General features: G+C 70.4%; 24 protein-coding genes and 2 pseudogenes. 12 read left to right on the forward strand and 14 right to left on the reverse strand.

The window, feature by feature from the left end; all coding sequences use genetic code 11:
• Window positions 1-3: 3 nt before the first annotated feature.
• A pseudogene (locus tag AC5Y5E_RS07355) lies at window positions 4-657 on the forward strand (dienelactone hydrolase family protein); the annotation flags it as partial.
• A gap of 8 nt (window positions 658-665) precedes the next feature.
• On the opposite strand, the gene AC5Y5E_RS07360 reads toward AC5Y5E_RS07355, so the two are convergent.
• On the reverse strand, window positions 666-1,469 hold the full coding sequence (locus tag AC5Y5E_RS07360) for a ribosome hibernation promotion factor (protein ID WP_499902325.1): 804 nt from the start codon (window positions 1,467-1,469) through the stop codon (window positions 666-668).
• A 21-nt stretch (window positions 1,470-1,490) separates the two neighbouring features.
• The gene (locus AC5Y5E_RS07365; protein WP_499902326.1) at window positions 1,491-1,772 is read right to left on the reverse strand and encodes a DUF1876 domain-containing protein; all 282 of its coding nucleotides are present in this window, start codon (window positions 1,770-1,772) and stop codon (window positions 1,491-1,493) included.
• A 239-nt stretch (window positions 1,773-2,011) separates the two neighbouring features.
• Here AC5Y5E_RS07365 and AC5Y5E_RS07370 point away from each other — a divergent pair, with 239 nt between their 5' ends.
• On the forward strand, window positions 2,012-2,659 hold the full coding sequence (locus tag AC5Y5E_RS07370) for a TetR/AcrR family transcriptional regulator (RefSeq protein ID WP_499902327.1): 648 nt from the start codon (window positions 2,012-2,014) through the stop codon (window positions 2,657-2,659).
• Here the strand turns inward: AC5Y5E_RS07370 and AC5Y5E_RS07375 are convergent.
• From AC5Y5E_RS07375 to AC5Y5E_RS07395, 5 genes and pseudogenes are all read right to left on the reverse strand, one after another.
• A complete protein-coding gene (locus tag AC5Y5E_RS07375) occupies window positions 2,646-3,860 on the reverse strand; it encodes a lyase family protein (protein WP_499902328.1) in 1,215 nt (404 codons plus the stop codon). The two genes, AC5Y5E_RS07370 and AC5Y5E_RS07375, sit on opposite strands and share 14 nt — an antisense overlap.
• Complete coding sequence (gene pcaG, locus AC5Y5E_RS07380; protein ID WP_499902329.1) at window positions 3,857-4,381, reverse strand: protocatechuate 3,4-dioxygenase subunit alpha; 525 nt, start codon at window positions 4,379-4,381, stop codon at window positions 3,857-3,859. The genes AC5Y5E_RS07375 and pcaG overlap by 4 nt, the downstream gene beginning before the upstream one ends.
• Window positions 4,374-5,130 (reverse strand): annotated as a pseudogene (pcaH, locus tag AC5Y5E_RS07385) (protocatechuate 3,4-dioxygenase subunit beta). The gene pcaG and the pseudogene pcaH overlap by 8 nt, the downstream one beginning before the upstream one ends.
• A 29-nt stretch (window positions 5,131-5,159) precedes the next feature.
• Window positions 5,160-5,645, reverse strand: a complete 486-nt coding sequence (locus tag AC5Y5E_RS07390; protein ID WP_499902330.1) for a hemerythrin domain-containing protein — start codon at window positions 5,643-5,645, stop codon at window positions 5,160-5,162.
• Window positions 5,642-6,580 (reverse strand): Rieske (2Fe-2S) protein, encoded by a 939-nt coding sequence (locus AC5Y5E_RS07395; RefSeq protein ID WP_499902331.1) that lies wholly within the window; start codon window positions 6,578-6,580, stop codon window positions 5,642-5,644. The genes AC5Y5E_RS07390 and AC5Y5E_RS07395 overlap by 4 nt, the downstream gene beginning before the upstream one ends.
• Window positions 6,581-6,882: 302 nt before the next feature.
• Here AC5Y5E_RS07395 and AC5Y5E_RS07400 point away from each other — a divergent pair, with 302 nt between their 5' ends.
• From AC5Y5E_RS07400 to phtC, 5 genes are read left to right on the forward strand one after another with little or no spacing between them, the layout of a single operon-like run.
• The gene (locus tag AC5Y5E_RS07400) at window positions 6,883-8,169 is read left to right on the forward strand and encodes an aromatic ring-hydroxylating dioxygenase subunit alpha (RefSeq protein WP_499902628.1); all 1,287 of its coding nucleotides are present in this window, start codon (window positions 6,883-6,885) and stop codon (window positions 8,167-8,169) included.
• Window positions 8,166-8,684, forward strand: a complete 519-nt coding sequence (locus AC5Y5E_RS07405) for a 3-phenylpropionate/cinnamic acid dioxygenase subunit beta (protein ID WP_499902332.1) — start codon at window positions 8,166-8,168, stop codon at window positions 8,682-8,684. Before AC5Y5E_RS07400 ends, AC5Y5E_RS07405 begins: the two co-directional genes overlap by 4 nt.
• Window positions 8,681-8,908 (forward strand): dihydrodiol dehydrogenase, encoded by a 228-nt coding sequence (locus AC5Y5E_RS07410; protein ID WP_499902333.1) that lies wholly within the window; start codon window positions 8,681-8,683, stop codon window positions 8,906-8,908. Before AC5Y5E_RS07405 ends, AC5Y5E_RS07410 begins: the two co-directional genes overlap by 4 nt.
• Window positions 8,905-9,699 (forward strand): 3-(cis-5,6-dihydroxycyclohexa-1,3-dien-1-yl)propanoate dehydrogenase, encoded by a 795-nt coding sequence (hcaB, locus tag AC5Y5E_RS07415; RefSeq protein ID WP_499902334.1) that lies wholly within the window; start codon window positions 8,905-8,907, stop codon window positions 9,697-9,699. Before AC5Y5E_RS07410 ends, hcaB begins: the two co-directional genes overlap by 4 nt.
• A complete protein-coding gene (gene phtC / locus AC5Y5E_RS07420) occupies window positions 9,696-10,424 on the forward strand; it encodes a 3,4-dihydroxyphthalate decarboxylase (protein ID WP_499902335.1) in 729 nt (242 codons plus the stop codon). The genes hcaB and phtC overlap by 4 nt, the downstream gene beginning before the upstream one ends.
• Here the strand turns inward: phtC and AC5Y5E_RS07425 are convergent.
• A complete protein-coding gene (locus AC5Y5E_RS07425; RefSeq protein ID WP_499902337.1) occupies window positions 10,412-12,241 on the reverse strand; it encodes a PE family protein in 1,830 nt (609 codons plus the stop codon). The genes phtC and AC5Y5E_RS07425 overlap by 13 nt on opposite strands.
• A 205-nt stretch (window positions 12,242-12,446) precedes the next feature.
• Between AC5Y5E_RS07425 and AC5Y5E_RS07430 the strand changes: the two genes are divergently transcribed.
• On the forward strand, window positions 12,447-13,280 hold the full coding sequence (locus AC5Y5E_RS07430; protein WP_499902629.1) for a polysaccharide deacetylase family protein: 834 nt from the start codon (window positions 12,447-12,449) through the stop codon (window positions 13,278-13,280).
• On the opposite strand, the gene AC5Y5E_RS07435 is transcribed toward AC5Y5E_RS07430, so the two are convergent.
• A complete protein-coding gene (locus AC5Y5E_RS07435) occupies window positions 13,268-14,056 on the reverse strand; it encodes an IclR family transcriptional regulator (protein WP_499902338.1) in 789 nt (262 codons plus the stop codon). The two genes, AC5Y5E_RS07430 and AC5Y5E_RS07435, sit on opposite strands and share 13 nt — an antisense overlap.
• 22 nt (window positions 14,057-14,078) lie before the next feature.
• Window positions 14,079-15,146 (reverse strand): permease, encoded by a 1,068-nt coding sequence (locus tag AC5Y5E_RS07440; protein ID WP_499902339.1) that lies wholly within the window; start codon window positions 15,144-15,146, stop codon window positions 14,079-14,081.
• A gap of 110 nt (window positions 15,147-15,256) precedes the next feature.
• Between AC5Y5E_RS07440 and AC5Y5E_RS07445 the strand changes: the two genes are divergently transcribed.
• Together AC5Y5E_RS07445 and AC5Y5E_RS07450 are read left to right on the forward strand one after the other, a co-directional pair.
• Window positions 15,257-16,087 carry an SGNH/GDSL hydrolase family protein gene (locus AC5Y5E_RS07445; RefSeq protein ID WP_499902340.1) on the forward strand — a complete coding sequence of 277 codons (831 nt, stop codon included), beginning with the start codon at window positions 15,257-15,259 and terminating at the stop codon, window positions 16,085-16,087.
• A complete protein-coding gene (locus tag AC5Y5E_RS07450) occupies window positions 16,084-16,743 on the forward strand; it encodes a DedA family protein (RefSeq protein WP_499883580.1) in 660 nt (219 codons plus the stop codon). The genes AC5Y5E_RS07445 and AC5Y5E_RS07450 overlap by 4 nt, the downstream gene beginning before the upstream one ends.
• A 106-nt stretch (window positions 16,744-16,849) precedes the next feature.
• On the opposite strand, the gene AC5Y5E_RS07455 is transcribed toward AC5Y5E_RS07450, so the two are convergent.
• On the reverse strand, window positions 16,850-17,470 hold the full coding sequence (locus AC5Y5E_RS07455; RefSeq protein WP_499902341.1) for a TetR/AcrR family transcriptional regulator: 621 nt from the start codon (window positions 17,468-17,470) through the stop codon (window positions 16,850-16,852).
• Between the two features lie 157 nt (window positions 17,471-17,627).
• On the opposite strand from AC5Y5E_RS07455, the gene AC5Y5E_RS07460 reads away from it, so the two are divergent.
• Both AC5Y5E_RS07460 and AC5Y5E_RS07465 read left to right on the forward strand, forming a co-directional pair.
• A complete protein-coding gene (locus tag AC5Y5E_RS07460) occupies window positions 17,628-18,065 on the forward strand; it encodes an anti-sigma factor antagonist (protein WP_499902342.1) in 438 nt (145 codons plus the stop codon).
• 41 nt (window positions 18,066-18,106) lie between these two features.
• On the forward strand, window positions 18,107-19,198 hold the full coding sequence (locus AC5Y5E_RS07465; RefSeq protein ID WP_499902343.1) for a glutamate--cysteine ligase: 1,092 nt from the start codon (window positions 18,107-18,109) through the stop codon (window positions 19,196-19,198).
• Between the two features lie 4 nt (window positions 19,199-19,202).
• Here the strand turns inward: AC5Y5E_RS07465 and AC5Y5E_RS07470 are convergent, their stop codons facing one another.
• From AC5Y5E_RS07470 to AC5Y5E_RS07480, 3 genes are read right to left on the reverse strand one after another with little or no spacing between them, the layout of a single operon-like run.
• Entirely contained in the window at window positions 19,203-19,973 is a 771-nt protein-coding gene (locus AC5Y5E_RS07470) for a sulfite exporter TauE/SafE family protein (protein WP_499902630.1), read from the reverse strand.
• Window positions 19,974-20,009: 36 nt separating this feature from the next.
• Window positions 20,010-20,933: a catalase family peroxidase gene (locus AC5Y5E_RS07475; RefSeq protein WP_499902344.1), complete on the reverse strand. Its 924-nt coding sequence runs from the start codon at window positions 20,931-20,933 to the stop codon at window positions 20,010-20,012.
• Window positions 20,934-20,950: 17 nt separating this feature from the next.
• Entirely contained in the window at window positions 20,951-21,739 is a 789-nt protein-coding gene (locus AC5Y5E_RS07480) for an SDR family NAD(P)-dependent oxidoreductase (RefSeq protein ID WP_499902345.1), read from the reverse strand.
• Window positions 21,740-21,881: the final 142 nt, after the last annotated feature.

The following is a 21,881-nucleotide window of genomic DNA, read 5'->3' on the forward strand; positions in this document are numbered from 1 at the left end:
CGGGCGCAGCAGCCGCCGCTGCGCGACGAGGAGATCCAGGTGATCTCGGGACGGGCCTCGGTGGCTGGACGCCTGACGATCCCACAACACCCCACGGGCGTCGTCGTGTTCGCGCACGGCAGCGGAAGCAGCCGGCACAGCCCACGGAATCGATTCGTCGCCGAGGTTCTGAACGGGGCAGGGCTCGCCACGGTGCTCTTCGACCTGCTCACACCCGACGAAGAGCGCAACCGGGCCAACGTCTTCGACATCGGCTTGCTCGCCCGTCGTTTGGTTGACGTAACCGGCTGGCTGGCCGGCCAACCCGACACCGCGTCACTGCCGGTCGGTTACTTCGGCGCCAGCACCGGTGCCGGCGCAGCGCTCGCGGCCGCCGCCCATCCCGGCGTCAAGGTGGCGGCAGTCGTATCCCGCGGCGGACGACCCGACCTCGCCGGCGAGTCGCTGCGCGCCGTGCACTCCCCGACCCTGCTGATAGTGGGCGAACGCGACGAAATGGTCCTCAAGCTCAACCGGCTCGCACAAACGTTGATCCCGGCCGAGTGTCAGATCGCGGTCGTCCCCGGTGCCACCCATGTGTTCGAGGAACCCGGCGCCCTCGAGCAGGTGGCCGCTCTGGCGCGCGACTGGTTCACCGGCCATCTAACGACGGAGTAAGGGGCCGCTCAGCTCGCGGGCGTGATGAGCCCGTAGTGCCCGTCGTAGCGGTGATACAGGACGCTGCCGCGGTCGACGGCGGCGTCGACGAAGAACAGGAACGGCAGGCCGATCAGCCCGATCCGCCCGATCGCCTCGTCCACGGTGAGCCGCGGCGCGGGTTGGGGACTGATGCTCAGCGACATCTCGACCGGAGCCAGCTCGTCCGCGAGATCCGGATTGACCTGTGCGAGGCGGTATTCCGCGGGAGATTGGCGATACAGCACGCTGTCCTGACCGGTGCCCGCCTCGGTGAAGAGGTGGAAGTCGTAGTCGAGCAGCTCCATCTCGAACGCGGCCTCGTCGACGGTGCAGGTGGGCAGGCTGTATGACTTGTGCCGCATGACGCGGCGTTCGCCCTCGGGTCTCGGGAAGTAGTCCGGCCGGTGACTGGGCTCGGACTGATGCCGCCATTCGTGCGGGTCGGTCCCGGGAATGCGCCCGCGCCGGGCCTCCCAGTGTTCGGCGCCGCGTTCCAGCTGTCGACGCAGCCGCGCCTCGAGGCGATCGACGGCCTCTGCCGCGGTGATGCCGTCAACCTGCGCGCGCACCGGCCGGCCGTTGACGTCGAGGTTGGCTTGTGCGACCACCCGGCGGGCCACCGCGGGGTCGCCGTGCTGGGTCAGCCTCACCCGGGCGTGCAACACCGGCGCGTCGGTGAGGTGGCCGAGCTCACCAATCTTTTTGCGCGCGTAGTCCGCGGCACCGGGCAGCCGCCCGTGCGTCGTCACCTCGACGTCGAGGACGGTCGGGAAATCCTGTTTCTGTGCCATGATTCGCTTTCCTGGTCGCGGTCAGTGGTGCAGACCCGTGACCGGCTCGTGGGTGCTGGCCTGGATATCGGTTGAGGTCAAGGCGAACAGCTGATTCGACAGATCGGACAGCGCGCGGGCGATGGCCAGTTCGTCGCCGATCCGGGCCACCGGTTGGTCGGCGGGATCGAGTCGCGCCAAACCAATCCCGACGTAGTCCTTGCCCGCCCACGACAGCCGGGCCTTCGCCCGCGTGCGCTCTTCGTGCTCTTCGATCGATAGGTCGATTTGGCAGGTCTTGGTGCCGTCATCCTTGCCCGTCATCGCCGGTCTCCTTGTCTAGCCGGGTGTTTACCCACCTAGATGCGACCACCACCGGGCGCGACGAAGTAGGGGCGAAAGTCACCAGTGATCGACGGGCCGACGACGATTCAACAAATTGGTCGATAAACAAACCGTCGATATTAATCGACAATATTGTTGGTTGTAATCAACAATTCGTTGACTTATATCGAAGCGTCCATAAAGTAACGTTCGTGTCCGACCTCAGGCAGGCCGAGTAGATGCACGCGTCCCGGGGCCGCCGTTCTGCGCATCATTTGGGCGACGACCGGGAACGAGCCATTCTGGCCACCGCCGAGCGCCTGCTGCAGGAGCGGCCGCTGGCCGATTTCTCGGTCGACGACCTGGCCAAGGGCGCGGGCATCTCCCGTCCCACTTTCTACTTTTATTTCCAGTCGAAGAATGCCGTGTTGTTGTCGCTGCTCGACCAGATGAACGGCAAGGCGCACGTGGCGCTTACGGCGCTGGGCGGCAAGCTGTTCGGCGACCCCGCCGCGCTGTGGCGGGCGCGCATCGAGGCGTTCTTCGAGGTGTCGGGCTCGCACCGGGCGGTCGCCGTGGCGGGTGCCGCGGCGAAGGCCACCAACCCCGAGGTGCGGCAGCTGTGGTCGACGCTGATGCAGAAGTGGATTTCCCACACCACCGCGGCGATCAAGGCCGAGCGCCGGCGCGGCGCCGCCCCCGACACCTACCCGGCCGAGGATCTCTCCGTCGCGCTGAACATGTTGAGCGAGCGGGTGATGGCCGCGACGTTCACCGCCGAGGAGCCGGCGATCCCCGAGGACCGGGTGATCGACATGCTGGTGCACATCTGGCTGGCCAGCATTTACAAGGCCGACGCCGAGGCGTTGGCGACTAGCGGTTTTTGACGATCCGCCCGGCGCGGTCCAGGCTCTGGTCGATCAGCCGGTCGACGTCACCGAAGTAGGTCGGCGACGGGGCCTTGCCCGCCAATTCCGAGATCGCGCGCTGTTCGCCGTAAACGTCCGTCAGGCGCAGGTTTTCGGTCATCCGCGCCGAGAGCACCGCCAGCCCGGCCAGCAGTTCGCCGCACTGCGAGCCCGCGACGACGGTCCGCCGGGTCAGCGTGCGCAGGGTGTCCCATTCGGCGTGCCATGGGCCGTCGGGCCGTTCGTCGTTGGCCAACGCGGCGGCGGTGTGCAGCGTCGCCGCCAATTGCGGCGCCGCGACGGCGGCCCGCCGGATCAGGATGGACAGCACCGGGTTGCGCTTGTGCGGCATCGAGGACGACCCGCCGCGGTTTTCGGCCGCCGGCTCGCCCAGTTCGCCGATCTCCGGGCGGACCAGGGTGACGACGTCCGAGGCGATGCGGCCCCAGCCGTCGGTGCACCCGACGAAGGCGTCGCCGGCCGCGGTGACCGGCGTCCGCGTCGTGTGCCAGGGCGGCCGGTTGCTCAGCCCCAAAGACGTTGCGACGCTTTGCGCCAGGCGATCGGGGTCGGCCGACCCGCCGAGCAGCGCCGCCAGTTCGGTGGCCGCGGCCCGCGTTCCGGCGGCGCCGCCGATCTGGATCGGGGTGACCAGCCCGGCGAGCCGCTCGTAGGCGTCGACGACTCCGTCCAGCCACCCCGCCGCCTTGGCGCCGAACGTGGTGGGCGCCGCGTGCTGCGTGAGGGTGCGCGCCACCATGGGCGTGCCGCGGTGCGCGGCGGCGAGGTCGGACAGCGCCGAAATCTGTCGTGCGAGTTGGGCTACGAGCTCATCGGCGGCGGCCCGCACGCCCAGCATCAAGGCGGTGTCCAGCACATCCTGGCTGGTGAGGCCCCGGTGGATCCATGGTGCGACGGCCGGGGCGGCCCGCCCGCGCAGCAGGTCGACCAGGCCGATGACCGGGTTGCCGCCGTCCTCGGCACCGGCCGCGAGCGACTCGCGGTCGCCGTCGCGCAGCAGGGCCGCCAGGTCGGCTCCGGCGCAGTCGGCGGGCGCCAGGCCGGCGGCGGCCAGGGCCGCCAGCCAGGCGGATTCGACCGCGACCATCGCCTCCAGCAGCGCGGCGTCCGTCATGTGCGCGCCCGCCCGCTGGTCGCCGGGCCACAGCAGGTTGGTCATCGCCGATACTCCAAAAAGACGGTCTCGTTCGGGCCCTGCAGGTGGATGTCGAAACGGTATCCCGCGCAGCCGCTTTCGGGGATACACACCAGGCCGGCCAACGCCGGGTCGACGGCGTCGTGGGGCAGGTAGGCGCGGGTGAACAGCCGGTCCAGCAGGCCGCGCGCGAAGACGGAAAGCGCGAAGAACGGGGCGCCGCCGGGTTCATGCGGGCCGGGCGCCACCGTGGTGAAGCTGTAGTGCCCGGCCTCGTCGGTCGCGCACCGGCCCCACCCGGTGAACGACGTGTCGTCGCGCCGCAGCGAGCCGGCCAGTCGCGGGATGCGCCCGGCGCCGTCCGGCTGCCACAGTTCGACCAGCGCGTCGGGCACCGCGTGGCCGGCACCGTCGTAGACCGTGCCGTGCAGCCGGACCGCCTGCGGATGCCCGTCGGCGACCAGTCGGCCGTCACCGGGATACGGCAGCCCCAGCCCGAGAAAGGGGCCGACCGTTTGCCCTGGGGTGCACGCCAATTCAGCCATCGTCCGCGGTCCAGGTCCGGTGGGCACCGCAGACCACGATGTCCCAGCGGTAGCCCGTCGCGTACTCCGGCTGGGTGAGGTCGTGGTCGTAACGGGCGATCAGCCGCCCCCTGGCGGCGGGATCGAGGACCGATTGGAAGATCGGGTCCAGGTCGAACAGCGGGTCGCCCGGGAAGTACATCTGGGTGACGAAGGCGTTGGGTGAAAGCCGTTCCGAAGACCGAGAAGTGGATGTGCGCGGGGCGCCACGCGTTGCGGTGGTTGCGCCACGGGTACGGGCCGGGCTTGATGGTCAGGAACCGGAACGAGCCGTCGGGCCCGGTGAGGCAACGGCCGGCGCCGACGAAGTTCGGATCCAGCGGGGCCGGGTGCTGGTCGAGCCGGTGGCGGTAGCGGCCGGCGGCGTTGGCCTGCCAGATCTCGATCAGCTGCCCCGCCACCGGCTTACCCGAGTCGTCGAGCACCCGCCCGGCCACGACGATCCGCTGTCCGATCGGCTCACCGGGATGGCCCGCCGTCAGGTCGGCGTCGCGAGGGTCGACGTCCTGGGCGCCGAAGCACGGCGCGTAGCGTTCGAGCTCCTCCGGGTCGACGACGAGCGCGGGGCGTTTCGGATGGCGCAGGGCGCTGCTGCGATAGGGCGGATAGTCGAGGCGCGGACGGGCCGGATCCCCGAGCCGGGCGTCAACCGCGATCGCGGCCATCTCCGCCGTGATGTCGTGCTGGGACGCGACATCCTCGGCGGTCATGAGCCGTGAGGCTACTCCCGATCGCCCGCCTAGAGGGCGCGAACCAGCGAGGCCCTGCCCCTGGCGCGCAGCCGGTGCAGCGCGGAGCCGCGGTATTGCTCCATCTTCGCGGCCATCTTGTCGCCCAGCTCCTCGAGCTCGGCGTCGGTGATCTTGACCTCGGGCGGCGCGGGAATGAGGTCGCGCTCCTCCTCGTCCGCGTGGGCCTCCAGCACGGTCTTGAAGGAGTTCCACTCCTCGGTATAGCCGGGCGCGCTCTGCGGCGTCTTCAGCAACACGGAAAGCTGGTCGACCACCTGGCGGTGCTCGGCGTGGGCGACCGCGATCAGCTTGCTGGCGTCCTTGAGCGCCGGGTAGTACAAGTCGTCCTCGATGCGGAAGTGGATGTCGAGTTCGATCAGCATCTCGTCGAAAAGGTCATGGCGCTCTTCGCTGTTCACCGGGGCCTCGCTGACCTTGCGGCCGAGGCCCTTGATCACAACATGGTGCTCCTTCAAGACGTCATAGGCGTTCACTTCGCTACCTCCTCGGCGCGTACCTCAACCATTCCGTCGGCCAACCTGGCCTCGTAGCACGGCAGCGGCGCCGCCGCGGGACCGCGCAACACCTCGCCGGACTCGGCCGCGAACCACGAACCGTGCCAGGGGCACACCAACCGGCCGCGATCGACCCACCCGTCGGCCATCGGCGCGGCCAGGTGGGGGCAGAACTCGCCGAACGCCGACACCTCCCCCGGCTTGGTTTGGCACACAACCAATCCCACGCCGTCAACCTCCACGCGGACCGGCTTTCCGTTCAGCGAGCCGGCGGGCAGCACCGGCGTCCACTCGGTGGCGCGCAGCCGCTCACCCGACCGGTCGATGCCGATGCCGGACTCGAACACCAGGGACCCGCCGAGGTAGCTGCCGCCGAGGGTGATCGCGTAGCCGAGCGCGGTCAGCGTGATGCCGCGGCCGTGGCGGCCTTGGCGGCGGTCCCACCAGGATTGCGCGTAAAGCGCCGTGGCGGCGAGGTTCACCAGCCCGTGCACCAGCCCCACCCGGCGGTCCTCCTCGTGGGTGTGCTGCCAGTCGGTGGTGCCGGTGATCGCCGACCCGATGCTCGCCAGGATCCCCACCCCCAGCGCGCGGGAGGCGAACCGCGACGCGTCACGGACCTCGCTGGGCCGTTGGCCGGGCAGCAGGCTCAGCGCGTCCAGCGCGACCGTGGTGCCGAGCGCTCCGCTCGTCAGCGACGCGAGCGGCGGATGCACCGGATGCCCCAGCCAGACGCCGTGCAGGGCGTTGGTAACGGTGTCGCGGGCGCCGCCCAGCGCGTTGTAGCCGAAGCTGAGCAGGTGTTCGAGGCGATAGCTCGGCCGATCCAGCCACTCCTGACGCCCGATAGCTGACAGCACTCGCGGTCCGAGTTCCCGCAGCCGACCACCGGCCCCCCGGGACCGATCAACCATGACACCGCCCTTCCTCAGATAGGGAGATAATCGCCGATACCACCCGTGAAATCGGCGATTATCCCGGCGTTACGTCGCGCTCACGTTCGTGGTGAGCCCGACGTGACCCACCGTAGCGGCGTCACCTGGTTCGTCGGTTGTGTGACGCCTGTGAGTTAGCCACCAGGATGCTCCGAGGTCGCTGGCCATGGGGATTGACCGGGCGGGCGGTGTGCGGGATTCTATTTAGCAGAACGTATTTCTGCATAACAGAGGGCCGAGTGAGCGATCTTCGCAGCGTTTTCGACAACGTCCGGCGCGGGATGATCCCCGCCCACATCTACAACGACGGGCAGCTGTTCGCGCTGGAAAGGGAGCGCATCTTCGGCCGGGCGTGGACGTTCGTGGGCCACGAATCGGAGATCCCGCACGACGGCGACTACGTGGTGCGCCGGGTTCTCGACGACTCGTTCATCATCGCCCGCGACGCGAACGGCGACGTGCGGGCCCTGTTCAATATGTGCCTGCACCGCGGGATGCAGGTGTGCCGCGCGGAGCTGGGCAACGCTTCGAACTTCCGCTGCCCGTACCACGGGTGGTCGTATCGCAACGACGGCCGGCTGATCGGGCTGCCGTTTCACCGCGAGGCCTACGGCGGCGACAACGGGCTGGTCCGGGACGCCCAAAGCCTGCTTCCCGCACCGAGTTTCGCGAGCTACAACGGGATGCTGTTCATCAGCATGGACCCGGCGGCCGAACCGCTGGAGGATTACCTCGGCGACTTCCGGTTCTATTTGGACTTCTACACCAAGCAGAGCGCGGCCGGTGTGGAGGTGCGGGGGCCGCAGCGCTGGCGCATCAAGGCGAACTGGAAGATCGGCGCCGAGAACTTCGCCGGCGACATGTACCACACGCCGCACACGCACGCGTCGATCGTCGACATCGGCCTGTTCCGCGAGCCAAAAGCGCAGAAGCGCAAGGACGGAGCGACCTATTGGGCGCACCGCGGCGGCGGCACCACCTACAAGCTTCCGCCGGGCGACTTCGATCGGCGGATGCGCTACGTCGGCTACCCCGACGAGATGATCGGCCGCATCAAGCGGGCTTGGACGCCGGGGCAGCAGCGGGTGGTCGGCGAGGACGGCTTCATGATCTCGGCGGCCACCTGCTTTCCCAACCTCAGCTTCGTGCACAACTGGCCGAAGGTGCGCGACGGTGCGCAGGATGAAGTCTTGCCCTTCATCTCGATCCGGCTGTGGCAGCCGATCAGCGAGAACGAAACCGAGGTGTGTTCCTGGTTCGCGGTGGACGCCGCGGCGCCCGAACAGTTCAAGAAGGACTCGTACAAGGCCTATCTGATGTGCTTCGGGTCGACGGGCATGTTCGAGCAGGACGACGTGGAAAACTGGGTCTCGCTGACCAGCACCGCGGGCGGTTCGATGGCGCGGCGACTGCTGCTGAACAGCCGGATGGGGCTGCTCGGCGACGGCAGGCCCGTGGTTCAGGCGCTGCCCGCCGACGCTTTCCACGGGCCCGGGCGCGCCCAGGTCGGCTACAACGAGCACAACCAGCGCGAACTGCTCAAGCTGTGGGCGGACTACCTGCAATGAGAAATTCTTTACCCTTCAACGACATTCGGCACGTGGCGGCCCACCAGTTCCTGGTCGACGAGGCCTACCTGCTGGACGCCCAGCACTACGACGCGTGGCTGGACACCCTGACCGACGACATCCGCTACGTCATGCCGGTCCGGGTGACGACGGCGCGCGGCGCCGGGTTCGACACGTCCCCGGGGATGGCGCACTTCGACGAGGACAAGTATTCGCTCCGCCAGCGGGCCGCTCGCTTCGCCACCGAGCACGCCTGGACCGAGGACCCGCCGTCGCGGCTGCGCCACTTCATCACCAACGTGCGCGCCTTCGAGGGCGACGACGAGACGGAACTGAAGGTCGAGTCGGCCGAGCTGCTCTTCCGCAGCCGCGGGGACGTCAACGAGAGCGCGCTGGTGTCCTGTGGCCGCGAGGACTTGCTGCGCTGGTGTGACGATCGCTGGAAGCTGGCTCGGCGCAACATCTTTGTCGACGAGTCGGTGTTGCGGATGCAGAATCTGGCGGTGTTCTTGTGAGCGAACCGATCTCGATAGCCAACGAATTCACCGAAGTGCTGATCCAGCGGGTGGACACCCGCAACGGGTCGCGGCTGCTGATCAGCGCGCCCAAGACCGGGCGCTCAATCTCCCTCGACGCGCTCGAAATTGAGGCGCTGACCCGACAGAACACCCGTACGCTGGCGGCCATGGTAGGCAATCCCGATGGCCCGCTGCTGCCCGACGAGCAGGATCAACCGTGACGGCCTGGCTCGAGGGCAAGCGTGCGCTGGTGGTGGGCGCCGGTTCGGGGATCGGCCGCGCCGTGGTGGACGTGTTTCGCGCCGAGGGCGCCAAAGTCGCTGTGCTGGAATGGGACTCCGGCAAGTGTGAGCGGTTGCGGCGCGAGTTGCCCGACGCGCCGGTGGTCGACGGTGACGCCATCACCCGTGAGGCCAACGAGCGCGCCGTCGCCGCGGCGGTCGATGCGTTCGGCGGGCTGGACACCCTGGTCAACTGCGTCGGAATCTTCGACTTCTACAAGGGCATCGGCGACATCGACGCCGACGACCTCTCCCCCGCGTTCGACGAGATGTTCCGCACCAACGTGCTGAGCCACCTGCAGTCCGTCAAAGCCGCCCTGCCCGCGTTGCGGTCGGCCGGCGGGTCGTCGATCGTGTTGACCGAGTCGACGTCGTCGTACCATCCGGGGCGCGGCGGCGCGCTGTACGTGTCGTCGAAGTTCGCCGTTCGCGGGCTGATCGCCACGCTGGCTCACGAACTGGCACCGCGGATTCGGGTCAACGGGGTGGCCCCGGGCGGCACTCTCAACACCGACCTGCGCGGCCTCGCCAGCCTGGGGCTCGACGGTGTCCGCCTCGACGACACCCCCGACCGGGCGCGCGACATGGCGGCGCGCAGCCCGCTCGGCGTCGCGCTGACCGGCGTGGACCACGCGTGGAGCTTCGTGTTCCTGGCCTCCGACCGCTCCCGCGGCATCACCGGCGAAACCGTCCGCCCCGACGGCGGATTCGGATTGAGCGCACCGCGATGACGCGCCTCGACGAGCAACGCGAGCTGGTGGCGCAGGGCTGCCGGGTAGCGGCGGCGCGCGGTTTGGTCGACGGCATCCTGGGCCACCTGAGCCTGCGCGTCGACGACGAGCGCCTGCTCGTCCGCTGCCGAAGCGACACCGACCGCGGGGTGTCGTTCACGCGGCCCGGCGACATCCGGCTCGTCACATTCGACGGAACCGCCGGCGCCGCAGGCGAACTCGACGGCTACCGGGTGCCCAACGAGCTGTCCATCCACACCGAAACCCTGCTGTCCAACCCAGCACACCGGGCCGTCGCGCACCTGCACCCGCCCGCCGTCGTCGCCGCCGACCTCGCCGGCATCGCGCTGAGGCCGATCTACGGGGCCTTCGACATCCCCGGCGCCTGGCTCGCGCGCGGCGGCGTGCCCGTCTACGAACGCGCCGTGCTGATCCGAAACTCGGCGCTGGGCAAGGAAATGGTCGGGGCGATGGGTGGTCGGCCGGTGGTGATCCTGCGCGGGCACGGGATCACCAGCGCGGCCGACACCGTTCAGCGGGCGGTGCTGCAGGCGATCGGCGTCGACGCGCTGGCGCGGATGTCGCTGCGGGTGCGGGCGGCCGGCGGAACGCCGCGCGACATCGATGACGCCGACTGGGATGACTTGCCGGACTTAGGTTCTGGCTTCAACACCGATGCCGCGTGGCGGCACGAGGTCGCGCGCTTGGACAATCAGCCGGTTTGACCCGGCGAACCGTCGCTGCCCGCGGTGCCGGCCGTGCCGTCGCCTCCGTGCGTTGCCCCGATCCCGTGCGTGCCCGCGTCTCCGCCGTTGACCCCGCTGCCGCCGCCACCGCCGGTGCCGCCGCTGCCCACCGCGCCGTTGGTGCCCGCCTGGCCCAAAAGCCCACCGGTGCCACCGATGCCGACCGTGCCGGCGCCGCCGCCGTTGCCACCGTTCCCGCCGCCACCACCGTGGCCGCCATTGCCGCCACCACCGCCGAAGGTCGACGTGCCGCCGGAGGTCGCCGAGGTATCCCCGCCGTGGCCGCCGCCACCGCCAATTCCCCCGCCGCCGCCCGCACCGCCTTGGCCGCCAAACCCGGCGTTGCCGCCGGCGCCGCCGTCGCCGAAGAGGCCTCCGGCACCGCCGGTTCCGCCGGCACCGCCCGCACCGCCGGTTCCGCCCGTGCCACCGGAACCACCCGCGCCACCGTCGCCACCCGGAGCGCCAACGGCCTGCGCAGCATTGAGCCCGGTATTGGCCGAACCGGCGTCGCCGCCAACGCCGCCGATCCCGCCACCGGCTCCAATGCCGCCAACGCCGCCCATACCCCCTGCGCCGCCCGCCCCGCCGGTGCCGGCCATCATCCCGCCATGACCACCGTTACCGCCCGCGCCGCCGACGCCACCCGTGCCGCCCGACGCGCCCGTGGCGCCGCCGCCACCACCGCCACCGGCCCCGGAGAAGGCGGAGGTACTAGAACCGAGTGCCACGGCCCGCCCGCCTTCGCCGCCGGCGCCTCCCGCCCCGCCGGGGGCCGAAGCGTTGGTCCCGTTACCGCCCGCGCCTCCTTGTGCCGTCAGGCCAAAGGTGGCATTCCCGCCAACGCCGCCGGCACCCCCGTTGCCGCCCGCGCCTCCGGTGCCGCCATTGCCCGCGACTGCCTCAGCGACCGAGCTATTGCCCGCCAACGCGCTTCCGCCGGTGCCGCCGGTGCCGCCGGTGGCGCCGAGGCCGGCGTCGGCGCCGTCGCCACCGGTCAAGCCGAACGAAGAGCCGTCGCTGCTGTTGAAGATGTTGCCGCCGGTGCTGCCGGTTGCGCCCTGCCCGCTGACGATGGGGTTGACTCCGTTTGCCCCGGCCAGGCCGGTGCCGCCCTGACCACCGGCACCGCCGGCGCCGAATAGCATGGCGCTGCCGCCGTCGCCGCCTCGCCCGGGCATGCCGCCGCTGAAGCCCGCCGCGGCGGCGCCGCCCTGTCCGCCGCTGCCGCCGTTACCGCTCAGCCAGCCGCCGTTGCCGCCCCTGCCGCCCGCCTGGCCCGCCCCGCCCGCGCCGCCCGACCCGCCGTTGCCGAGCAGCCCCGCGCTGCCGCCGTTACCGCCCGCCTGGCCCGCCCCGCCCGAGCCGCCATTGCCGCCGTTGCCCCACAGCAGTCCGCCGGCCCCGCCGTTCGCGCCGCTTCCGGCGGCGCCGTTGGCGCCGTCGCCGATCAGCGGGCGCCCCAGCAATGCTTGTGCGGGCGCGTTCACCGCACCCATCACCGCCTGCTGCGCGTTGGTCGCCTCGGCGGACTCGTACGCGCCCGCGCCCCCGTTGAGAAGCTGCACGAACTGCTCGTGGAACGCCGCCGCCTGCGCGCCGACCGCCTGATAAGCCTGCGCGTGGCTGCCGAAGATCGCGGCGATGGCCTCTGACACCTCGTCGGCGGCGGCCGGCAACAACTCCGTCGTCGAGGCCGCCGCGGTGGCATTGGCCGCACTGAGCGCCGAGCGGATACCCGCCAAATCGGTAGCCGCGGCCGAGACCATCTCGGGCATCGCAATGAGGAAAGACATGGGAGGCTCCCATCGACAGAGGACGATTCGACTCGTACCCGGACGGGGCGAACCACCGCCGCGTGCAAACTGTATGCCCTTTCCTGCGGCTTATCGGTACTTTCCGCATTAACGAATGGCGCACCGAAGGTCACAGGTTCATCTCCGGCGCGCGCCGTGCCCGGATTGCGGTGACAGTGGCCTTAACGTGTGGCACGTGAGCGAACTGGACCGGCGGCGCTTCCTGGTCGCGGTGGCCGCGACAGTGGCCGTCACCGGGATCTCGTTGTGCTCGGAAGGCGGGCCCCGGGGGACGGTCGCCCGCGCCGAGGTCCCCGGACCCACGCCGACCCCCGCGGCCCCGGCGCTGCCGCCGTTGCTGTCGCCCCCGGACCGCGCATCGCGGGTCGCGCTGCCGGGCGGCGCGGCGCTGAGCAAGCTCCCCGGCAACGGTGACCTGCTGGCGTGGACGGTCGACGACGGCGTCGACACCGACGTGGTCCGGCTTTACACGGAATTCGCCCGGGACACCGGCGTGCGGCTCACCTATTTCGTCACCGGCTCCTTCCGCTCGTGGACCGATAACGCCGAGTTGCTTCGGCCGCTCGTCGAATCCGGGCAGATTCAGCTCGCCAACCACACGTGGTCGCATCCGGACCTGACGAAGCTTCCGGCAAACGAGGTCGCCGACGAGCTCGGCCGCACCGACCAGTTCCTGCGCAACACCTACGGTGTGGACGCCGCTCCGTACTTCCGGCCGCCGTACGGCCGCCACAACGCCGTGGTCGACGCGGTGGCCGCCGACATGGGCTACCAGGTGCCCACGCTGTGGTCCGGCGACCTGCGGGATTCCGCGGTGCTGACCGAAGACCAGATCGTCAAGATGGCCGACCTGTCCTTCACCCCGCAGAACATCGTGATCGGGCATCTCAACCACGCACCGATCACCCGCGTCTACGGGCAGCTGGTGGACATCATCCGGGCCCGCAGGCTGCGCACCGTGACGCTCAACGACGTCTTCCTGAAGCCGGAAATCCCGCATCGGCTTCAGCCGAGCTGATCGCCGATCTCCTTGGCCGCGTTGACAAGCGCGGCCACCACCGACGGGTAGCGGGCGCTGTCGAGCCGGTCCTGCGGGGCGGCGGCGTTGAGCGCGAGCCGCACGCCCGGCGCCCGCGTCGGGATCGGCACCGCGACCGAGGCGACGCCGTCCTCGCTCTCCTCCCGGTTGATGGCGTAGCCCCGCTCGCGGATGCGCGACAGCTCGGCCTCCAGCTGGGTGCGGCTGCCGATCGAATGCGCGGTGACCCGTTCCAGTTCCTCGTGCGGAAACAGTTGGCGCAGTTCGGTTTCCGACAGTTGGGCGAGCATCGCCTTGCCCGTCGAGGTGCAGTGCGCCGGCAGGGTGCGCCCCAGCCGGGATGCCACCCGGACCGCCGCCGGGCCCTCGACCGCGGCCACGAAGTGGACGTGGGCACCGTCGAGCATCCCGACATGGATCGTCTCCCGCAGCTGCTCGCCGAGGGCGCGCATGACCGGGGCGGCCGACCGCTGAATGTCGAGGCGGCCGAAGACCGCGAACGCGACGCCGGTGAGCGAGGGACCCGGCAGGTACGCCTTGGACACCGGGTCCTGGCGCACGAAGCCGCGGTAGGCCAGCATCGCCAGCAACCGGTGCGCGGTCGAGGGGGCGACACCCAGGTCCCGGGCCGCGTCGCTCAGCCGGATCTCGGGGCGCTCCCCCAAGAGCAGCAGCAGCTTCAGCGCGTTGTCGACCGACTCGATCGGATACTGCGGCGCGGGCGGGTCGGCGGCCGGCTGCCCCTTTTCCCGCATAGACAGTGACGGTACCCGCCGCTCACAGCGCGCTGAGGACGATCGCCCCGGCCAATCCCGCCCCGATCACCCCGACGGTTGCGGCGGCGACGGCCTTCCATCCGAAGCTGCGCGCGACCATCACCGCGCCCGGGATGCTGACCGCCGGCAGCGTGATCAACAGCGCGCCGAGCGTCCCCGACGAGACGCCGAGCAGCGCCAGCCCCTGCAGGATCGGGATCTCCCCGGCCGTCGGAATGACGAGGAGCGTGCCGACGACAGCGGCGAGCACGACAATCAGCAGGCCCGCGTGCGGGAGCCGGCCCAGGCCGAGCACCCAGCCCCGGAACGCGCCCAGCACCAGCACGATGACGGCATACTCCGGCAGCAGGATCACGGACAGCCTGAGCAGGGCTCGCGCAAACCTGCGCGCAGGCGCCTCGGGCGGGTGCCCATCCCCGGCCGCCGGGCCGGGCGCTGGGTCCCCGGTGCGGGTCACCAGCGCCACGGCCGCCCCGACAACGAGCACCGCGGCGATCCCGACCACCAGCCTGGTCAGCGTCCACTGCCACGGAGCGACGAAGAGCAAGAACACCAGCACCGCGGGGTTCAGCAACGGATTCCCGAGCCAGTACGCGATGGCGGCGACGCGCCCGACACCGTTGCGGCGCAACGTGACGGCCACCGGGGCGGCACAGCACGTGCACATCATCGACGGCATGCCGGCCGCCCCACCGGCCAGCGCGCTCGAAATCACGCCGCGCCGGTTCAACAGCCGCGGCAGCCACGACGGCGGCATCAGGGCCTGAATCGACGCGCTGATCAGCAGCGCCGCCAGCAGCGCCTGCCAAATCGAGAGGAAGTACGCGTGGAAGAAGGTCGTAGCGGCGTGCCAGGTCGGGCCGTCGCCGGCGCGGACCCCGCCGACGGCGAGGATGTTCAACCCCGACCAGTGGTGGGTCCGGTGGGCCCGCAGGGCCTTGGCCGTGTAGGGCATCCACTTGGCCCACAGCAGCCCGGTGACGAACACCGCGAGCGTCAACGCGACGCCAATGGCGACGCCCGTGCGGTCCCGACCGCGAATTGCGTTGACCCTCAACGACGCCGCCATGGTCAACGACGCTAGCTGACAAATCGCCCACGCGCGGACCGAGAGGGATCGCGCGCGCCACACCCCCGGTAGAGCACCCGGAAACGAAGTTTCCGGTTAGTCTCTGCATCGTGTACGGGGCTACCGAGACCGGATACAGCCGATACGTCGCCATCGGGGACAGCCAGACCGAGGGCCTGTGGGACGGTAACGACGCCGTCGGCTTCCTCGGATTCGCCGACCGGCTCGCGGCGATGATCGATTCCCTGTATCCGGGCCTGCACTACGCCAACCTGGCGATTCGCGGCAAGCTGGTGGCCGACGTGCTGCACGAGCAGGTCCCGCCCGCGCTGGCGATGCGGCCGGACCTGATCACCGTGTGCGTCGGGATGAACGACGTCATCCAGCCGGGAAACTCGTTCGGCCGCGCCCTGACCGACCTGGAGCGCATGTACGCGGCGCTCGCCGACTCGGGGGCGACGGTGGTGACCACCACCTTCCCGAACGTCGCGCAATTCCTGCCGCTGGGCCGGCTCGTGTCCGGGCGGCTCGCCCGCATCAACGACGCGATCGCGGTGGCCGCCGATCGATACGGCTTCCGGCTCGTCGACCTCTACGACGCGGCCTCGATGCGGGACCTGGACACCTGGGACGTCGACCGAGTGCACGCGTCCACCAAGGGGCACATGCTGTTCGCCGCCGCGGCCGCGGAGGCGCTCGATCTGCCTGGCAGCAACCATGATTGGGCCGAGGCGAGCGGCAGCGCCACGCGGCTGCCGTTCGGGTCGCGCACCTACGGACAGGTTCGCTGGGCGCAGGAGAAGTTCATGCCGTGGGTGTGGCGGCGGCTGCGCGGCATGTCGTCGGCTGACGGGCGGGTGCCCAAGCGGCCGCGGATGGAGCCCCTGACCGCGCCAAGTGCGGCGCGCTTCGTCCGCCGGTCAGGCATCCTTGACCCATGAACGTGGAGGCTCTGCTGCAGTCGATCCCACCGCTGCTCGTCTACCTGGTGGTCGGCGGTGTGGTCGGGGTCGAGAGCCTGGGCATCCCCCTTCCCGGTGAGATCGTCCTGGTCAGCGCGGCGCTGATGTCGTCGCACCACGACCTGGCCGTCAATCCGATCGGCGTCGGCGGCGCCGCGGTGATCGGCGCGGTAATCGGCGACTCGATCGGCTACTCGGTGGGGCGCCGGTACGGGTTGCCGCTCTTCGACCGCCTCGGCCGGCGGTTCCCCAAACACTTCGGCCCCGGGCACGTCGCCCTCGCCGAAAAGCTGTTCAACCGCTGGGGAGTTCGCGCGGTGTTCTTCGGCCGCTTCATCGCCCTGCTGCGAATCTTCGCCGGCCCCCTGGCCGGCGCGCTCAAGATGCCCTACCCGCGCTTCCTCGCGGCCAACGTCTCAGGCGGCATCTGCTGGGCGGGCGGCACCACCGCACTGGTGTACTTCGCCGGGATGGCCGCCGAACGGTGGCTGGAGCGGTTCTCCTGGATCGGGCTGGTGATCGCCGTCGTGTGCGGAATCGCCGCCGCGATCCTGCTGCGCGAACGCACGTCGCGGATGATCGCCGAGCTGGAGGAAGAGCACTACCGGAAAGCCGAAGCCACCGACGCCGCGTGAATCCACGGCTTTGCGCGTGCGTCCAGGGCGGAAAAGTCGCCCGGATCCCGCCATCAGCTCACACTGAAACCCCAGGATTCACACTCAATGCGCTGGGCAGCTTGAATTAGCCGACCGCCTCGCCGATCTCGGCCGGCTCCACCGGGCGGTGCTCCTTGATCAGGGAGACGCCCATCCTGCGGGCGCGCCGCGCGGCGTCCAGGTCACCCACGGCCGCGAGGATCATCGCGCCCTTCATCAGGATGTGCCAGGACGACGCGAAGTCCTCGACGTCGGCCAACCCGGCCGCGACGGCGCGGCGGCGCACGATGTCGCGGACGTGGTCGATGTGGGCGATGCACGCCTGCCCGGCAGGGTGACCCGCCCCCAGCTCCAGGAAAACGTTGATGAACGAGCAGCCCTCGTAACCGTCGCGCGACTGGAACCAGTCGTGCATGACGTCGAAGATCGCGAGCAACTGTTCCTCGGGCGTGCTGCCGCGCTGCCGGGACTGCTCCTCGATCAGGCCGTGCGTCCACACCTCCTCGCGGCGCTGTAACACGGCCAGGACCAGCGCGTCCTTGGTCGGGAAGTGGCGGTACAGGGTGGCCCGGGCGACGCCGGCCCGCACGATCACCTCGTCGGTGCCGACGGCGCGGATTCCACGCCGGCTGAACAGCTCATAAGCCGCGGTCAGGATGCGCTCGCGCGCCGAGCTGGTGACAGGAGTGACATCGTCGCTTGTCATACCAGGCCTTACCGTACTCTTAACGGCCCAATGTAGACAGACCGCCCTGTCTCGTTATACAAATGAGATTCGCGCACTTCGCGCACAGTCTGTCTTCAGACAGAAGGACGGGCACCCCGCCCGGCGCCCCCTCGCCGGTAGCTTAGGAGAGTCCATCATGAGCCCGATCACCGCGGAACAGATGTCCAGCCCCCCGCCGACGCTCAGCACGCGTCTGGTCCACGAGCTGGGTGACCCGCACAGCACGCTGCGGGCGACCACCGACCGCAACGGCGCGGCGGTGATCGTCAACGCCGGCGGAGAGATCGACGCCTGCAACGAGCACACCTGGCGCCGGCTGATCGGCGAGGCGGCCGGCATCGTCATCCCACCCGGCCCCTTCGTCATCGACGTCAGCGGCCTCGAATTCATGGGCTGCTGCGCATTCGCGGTGCTCGCCGACGAGGCGCGACGGTCCCGCGAGCGCGGCATCGAGTTGCGCCTGGTCAGTTGCGAGCCGTTCGTCGCCCGAATCGTCGACGCCTGCGGGCTGAACCGCCTGCTGCCGGTGTACCCCACCGCGGACGACGCGCTCGCGTCGACCACTCGCTGGTAAGCCCGCCTCGCAACGAGTCAATCGGCCGATAATCGGCTGAAATGAGCGGCCTTCCCACCTTCGGTGCGGAGGAAGAATTCCTCCTCGTCAACCCGCGAACCGGCGAACCGGCCCCGCGCAACACCGCGGTGGCCGAGGAGGCCGAGCGGCGGGGCGCGACCCTGCAGCTGGAGCTGAGCAGCTGCCAGGTCGAAACCAACTCCAGCGTGACGGCGACCAGCGCGGAACTCGGCGAGCAACTCACCCGGCTGCGGCGCGCCGCCGCCGACGCCGCCGAGACCACCGGAGTCCAACTGCTGGCCGCCGGCCTCCCGCCCGCCACGCCGCACGAGTTCCCCGTCACCGACACGCCCCGGTACCGGCGGATCGGCGCGGCGTACGGGATGGTCGCGCACGAGCAGGGCATCTGCGGGTGTCACGTCCACGTGCAGGTGCCCGACCGGGCGGCCGCCATCCGGGTCAGCAACTGGCTGCGGCCGTGGCTGCCGTCGTTGCTTGCGCTGTCGGCCAATTCGCGGGTGTATCGCAACGCCGACAGCGGCTACGCGAGCTGGCGCAGCGTGCTGTGGCGCCGCTGGCCGGTGGCCGGGCCGCCGCCGTTCTTCCCGGCGCCCGAGGACTACGACCGCACGGTGCGCATGCTCATCGACAGCGGGGTCATCCTCGATCACAAGATGGTCTATTGGGACGTGCGTGCGTCGGAGAACTTCCCGACCGTCGAGATCCGGGTGGCCGACGTGCCGGCGACGGTCGCCGAGACGGTGCTGCTGGCCACCCTGGTCCGGGCGGCGGTGATGACCGCGCTCGACGAGCGGGGCGCGGACGCCGAGCGCCTGCCGCCCGCGGCGCTGCGCGCCGCGTACTGGAAGGCCGCACACGACGGGCTCGCGGGAGACACGCTCGACCTGATCCACGGGCGCGGCGGCGCGGTGCCGGCGCGCGAGGTCCTGGGCGCGCTGGTGCGACGGGTGCGCCCGGCGCTGGACGCGCTCGGTGAATACGACCGCGTCACAACGGAACTCGACCGCGTCGTCGCGCAGGGCAACGGCGCGATGCGGCAGCTGCGGGCGTGGCAGAAGCGCCACGACGTGATGGACGTCGTGGCGGAAGCCGCCGCCGCCACGCTGAGTTGACCCGTCAGCCCACCGCGAGCAGGCGGTACAGGCCGATCAGCCCGACCACCACGATGGCCGAACGCAACGCGGTCGGCGAGAGCCGCCGCCCGTAGCGCGCCCCGACCAGTCCCCCGACCAGCGAGCCCGCCGCGATGAGCCCGGCGACCGGCCAGCTGATCCGGCCGAAGGCCACCAGCGAATAGCTCACCGCCGCAACGACGTTCACCACCAGCGTCAGCAGGTTCTTGGCGGCGTTCATGCGCTGCACCGACTCGGGCAGCAGCGCGCCCATGATGCCGACCAGCAGGATGCCCTGCGCGGCGGTGAAGTAGCCGCCGTAGACCCCGACCGCGAAGGTCCCGAACACCAGCACGGCCATCCGGGCCGGCGTGATGTGTTCGGCCGAGCGCCCCTGTTGTTCTGCGCGCTGGGCCGCCCACCGCTGCAGCCGCGGCCCGAGCACGACCAGCACCAGGGCCAGCACCAACAACACCGGCACGACGCGGGCGAACACCGTGGGAGGCAGGTGCAGCAACAGGAAGGCGCCCAGCACCGCGCCGGCCAGCGACGCCGGCAGCTGCCAGCGCAACCGGTCCCATTGCCCGGCCAGCTCGGCCCGATAGCCCCAGGTGCCCGACACGCTGCCCGCCACCAGGCCGACCGCGTTCGACATGGTGGCGGTGACCGGTGGATAGCCGAGGGCGACGAGCGTCGGGAAGGTGATCAGGGTGCCCGATCCGACGAGGGCGTTGATGGCGCCGGCGCCGAACCCGGCCACGGCGATCAAAACCATATGGGAGAGCAGCACTCCCGAAAAGCTTAGTCGCCCTTAGACGTGCGGCGCTTCGGGGCCGCGGTCGACGCCGGTGCGCAGCTTGACCGACGCCGAATAGGCGAGGCTGCGGAAACGCAGCACCGGATCGTCGGAGGGTTCGATGCCGTCGGTGACACGCATCGGGTCGAACACGACGATATCGCCGCCGTGCTCGCGCTGCGTGTCGAGGCCGTCGATCTCCAGGATGCCGACGGTGGCGATCTGCGTGCTCTCCCAGGCGGCGGACGGGTCGACCGTCGAGTCGTTGGGCCCGGCGATCTGGACACGGAAGTCGAACCGCACCGGCCCGCTCGCGAGGCGGGCATTCAGCTCGTCCGTCAGAAAGTCGGGGCCGTCGCCCTCGGCGGCCGGCCGCTTTTCCCCCACAACCGGAACCCAGTGGTAGCGAACAAATCTGGCGCTGCCGTCGGCAGCGACCCAGCGGAAGGCGTGCAGGCCGTGGTACTCGATGGTGGCGTAGCTGGTCGGGACCTTGTTGGCGTCGCGCAGCACGGGCAGCGCGCCGAACAGCCGCGGATGGGTCAGGAAGTACTTGGCCATCCGCAGCGGCGTCGTCGGGCTGGGCCGCATCGCCTTGAGCAGATCGACGAATCCGTCCGGCGTGCTGGAGACGAACAGCCGCGCGGTCTGCGTCGATACGTCGGTGGTGGACCCGTCGGGCAGCGTGAACTTCACCGCCATCCCCCGCACCCCGGGCGCGCCGTCACGCTGCGACGGGTTGCCCGACCCGTTGGAGAAGCGGATCAGCGCGGGCACCGTGGAGCCGTCGAAGTGCTTGGCGCGCGAAAGCCCCGCCGCCTCGGGGGCCGCGGTGAAGGTGCCGCGGTACAGCGTGCCTTTGGCATGCAGCGCGCGACAGCCCGGCTGTGCGCCGCCGGTGCCTCGAATCGCCGCGATCGCCTCGTCGGGAGTGACCATTCGCGAATCTTAAGGCGCTAGTCGGGCAAGCCGAAGAGTTTGACGACACCGTGATCGCGACCGGCGGTGTAGCCGCCGTCCACGGCGATGGCCTGGCCGCTGACGAACGAGGCGTCGGGCGAGAGCAGGAACGCCGCCATCGCCGCGACCTCCTCGGGCTGGCCGAACCGTTGCAGCGCGTGCTCCTCGGTGATCGAGGCCAGCGGGCCCTCCATCCCGGGCAGGCCGAAAACGTTTTGGGCCATGGGAGTTTCGATGAAGCCGGGGCAGATGGAGTTGGCGCGGATGCCGCTGGGCCCGTAGTCGAGCGCGATGTTCTTGGTGAGCAGCACGACGCCGCCCTTGGCCGCGTTATAAGAGCTGCCCCCGGCCGTGCCCTCCAGGCCCTCGATGCTGGCGACGGTGACGATCGAGCCCCGTTCGCCGTCGACGCGGGGTTGCTCGATCATCCTGGCCAGCGCCGCCTTGGCCACCAGGAACGTACCGGTGAGGTTGATCCCGATCACCCGCTCCCATTCCTTGCGGTCGAGCAGGTGCACGGGGCCACCGCCGGCGACGCCCGCCGCGTGGAACACGCCGTCGAGGCGGTCGGGCACGGCGGCCAGCACCGCGTCGATCGCGGCCTCGTCGGTGATGTCGGCGGTGACGAAGTGGAAGTCGGCCCCGAGGTCGGGCGGGGCGGCGATGTCGGCGCCGAAGACGGTGCCGCCCTCGGCGAGCAGGTGCCGCGCGGTGGCCAGCCCGATGCCGGACGCCGCCCCCGTCACGACGAAGGTGCGGGAGCGGGCGCGATCGGCGTTGACCATGGCAGTGATCGTGGCACACCGGCGCCCGGTGTGCGCCGACGGCGTCGCGCGTGAACCCAGGGCATCGCGTGTGAGCCTGGGGCGTCGCGTGTGATTCCACGGCGGGAAACCGGCCAGATTTCCGCCCCGTGCTCACACGCAA

Source organism: Mycobacterium sp. NGS54, from assembly GCF_059812465.1.

Excerpts from the sequence above, each read along its gene's own strand:
- AC5Y5E_RS07360 (WP_499902325.1), bottom strand. The coding sequence starts at position 1,469 with ATGGCACAGAAACAGGATTTCCCGACCGTCCTCGACGTCGAGGTGACG.
- AC5Y5E_RS07365 (WP_499902326.1), bottom strand. The coding sequence starts at position 1,772 with ATGACGGGCAAGGATGACGGCACCAAGACCTGCCAAATCGACCTATCG.
- AC5Y5E_RS07370 (WP_499902327.1), top strand. The coding sequence starts at position 2,012 with ATGCACGCGTCCCGGGGCCGCCGTTCTGCGCATCATTTGGGCGACGAC.
- AC5Y5E_RS07375 (WP_499902328.1), bottom strand. The coding sequence starts at position 3,860 with ATGACCAACCTGCTGTGGCCCGGCGACCAGCGGGCGGGCGCGCACATG.
- pcaG (WP_499902329.1), bottom strand. The coding sequence starts at position 4,381 with ATGGCTGAATTGGCGTGCACCCCAGGGCAAACGGTCGGCCCCTTTCTC.
- AC5Y5E_RS07395 (WP_499902331.1), bottom strand. The coding sequence starts at position 6,580 with ATGGTTGATCGGTCCCGGGGGGCCGGTGGTCGGCTGCGGGAACTCGGA.
- AC5Y5E_RS07400 (WP_499902628.1), top strand. The coding sequence starts at position 6,883 with ATGATCCCCGCCCACATCTACAACGACGGGCAGCTGTTCGCGCTGGAA.
- AC5Y5E_RS07405 (WP_499902332.1), top strand. The coding sequence starts at position 8,166 with ATGAGAAATTCTTTACCCTTCAACGACATTCGGCACGTGGCGGCCCAC.
- phtC (WP_499902335.1), top strand. The coding sequence starts at position 9,696 with ATGACGCGCCTCGACGAGCAACGCGAGCTGGTGGCGCAGGGCTGCCGG.
- AC5Y5E_RS07425 (WP_499902337.1), bottom strand. The coding sequence starts at position 12,241 with ATGTCTTTCCTCATTGCGATGCCCGAGATGGTCTCGGCCGCGGCTACC.
- AC5Y5E_RS07435 (WP_499902338.1), bottom strand. The coding sequence starts at position 14,056 with ATGCGGGAAAAGGGGCAGCCGGCCGCCGACCCGCCCGCGCCGCAGTAT.
- AC5Y5E_RS07440 (WP_499902339.1), bottom strand. The coding sequence starts at position 15,146 with ATGGCGGCGTCGTTGAGGGTCAACGCAATTCGCGGTCGGGACCGCACG.
- AC5Y5E_RS07450 (WP_499883580.1), top strand. The coding sequence starts at position 16,084 with ATGAACGTGGAGGCTCTGCTGCAGTCGATCCCACCGCTGCTCGTCTAC.
- AC5Y5E_RS07455 (WP_499902341.1), bottom strand. The coding sequence starts at position 17,470 with ATGACAAGCGACGATGTCACTCCTGTCACCAGCTCGGCGCGCGAGCGC.
- AC5Y5E_RS07460 (WP_499902342.1), top strand. The coding sequence starts at position 17,628 with ATGAGCCCGATCACCGCGGAACAGATGTCCAGCCCCCCGCCGACGCTC.
- AC5Y5E_RS07465 (WP_499902343.1), top strand. The coding sequence starts at position 18,107 with ATGAGCGGCCTTCCCACCTTCGGTGCGGAGGAAGAATTCCTCCTCGTC.
- AC5Y5E_RS07470 (WP_499902630.1), bottom strand. The coding sequence starts at position 19,973 with ATGGTTTTGATCGCCGTGGCCGGGTTCGGCGCCGGCGCCATCAACGCC.
- AC5Y5E_RS07475 (WP_499902344.1), bottom strand. The coding sequence starts at position 20,933 with ATGGTCACTCCCGACGAGGCGATCGCGGCGATTCGAGGCACCGGCGGC.
- AC5Y5E_RS07480 (WP_499902345.1), bottom strand. The coding sequence starts at position 21,739 with ATGGTCAACGCCGATCGCGCCCGCTCCCGCACCTTCGTCGTGACGGGG.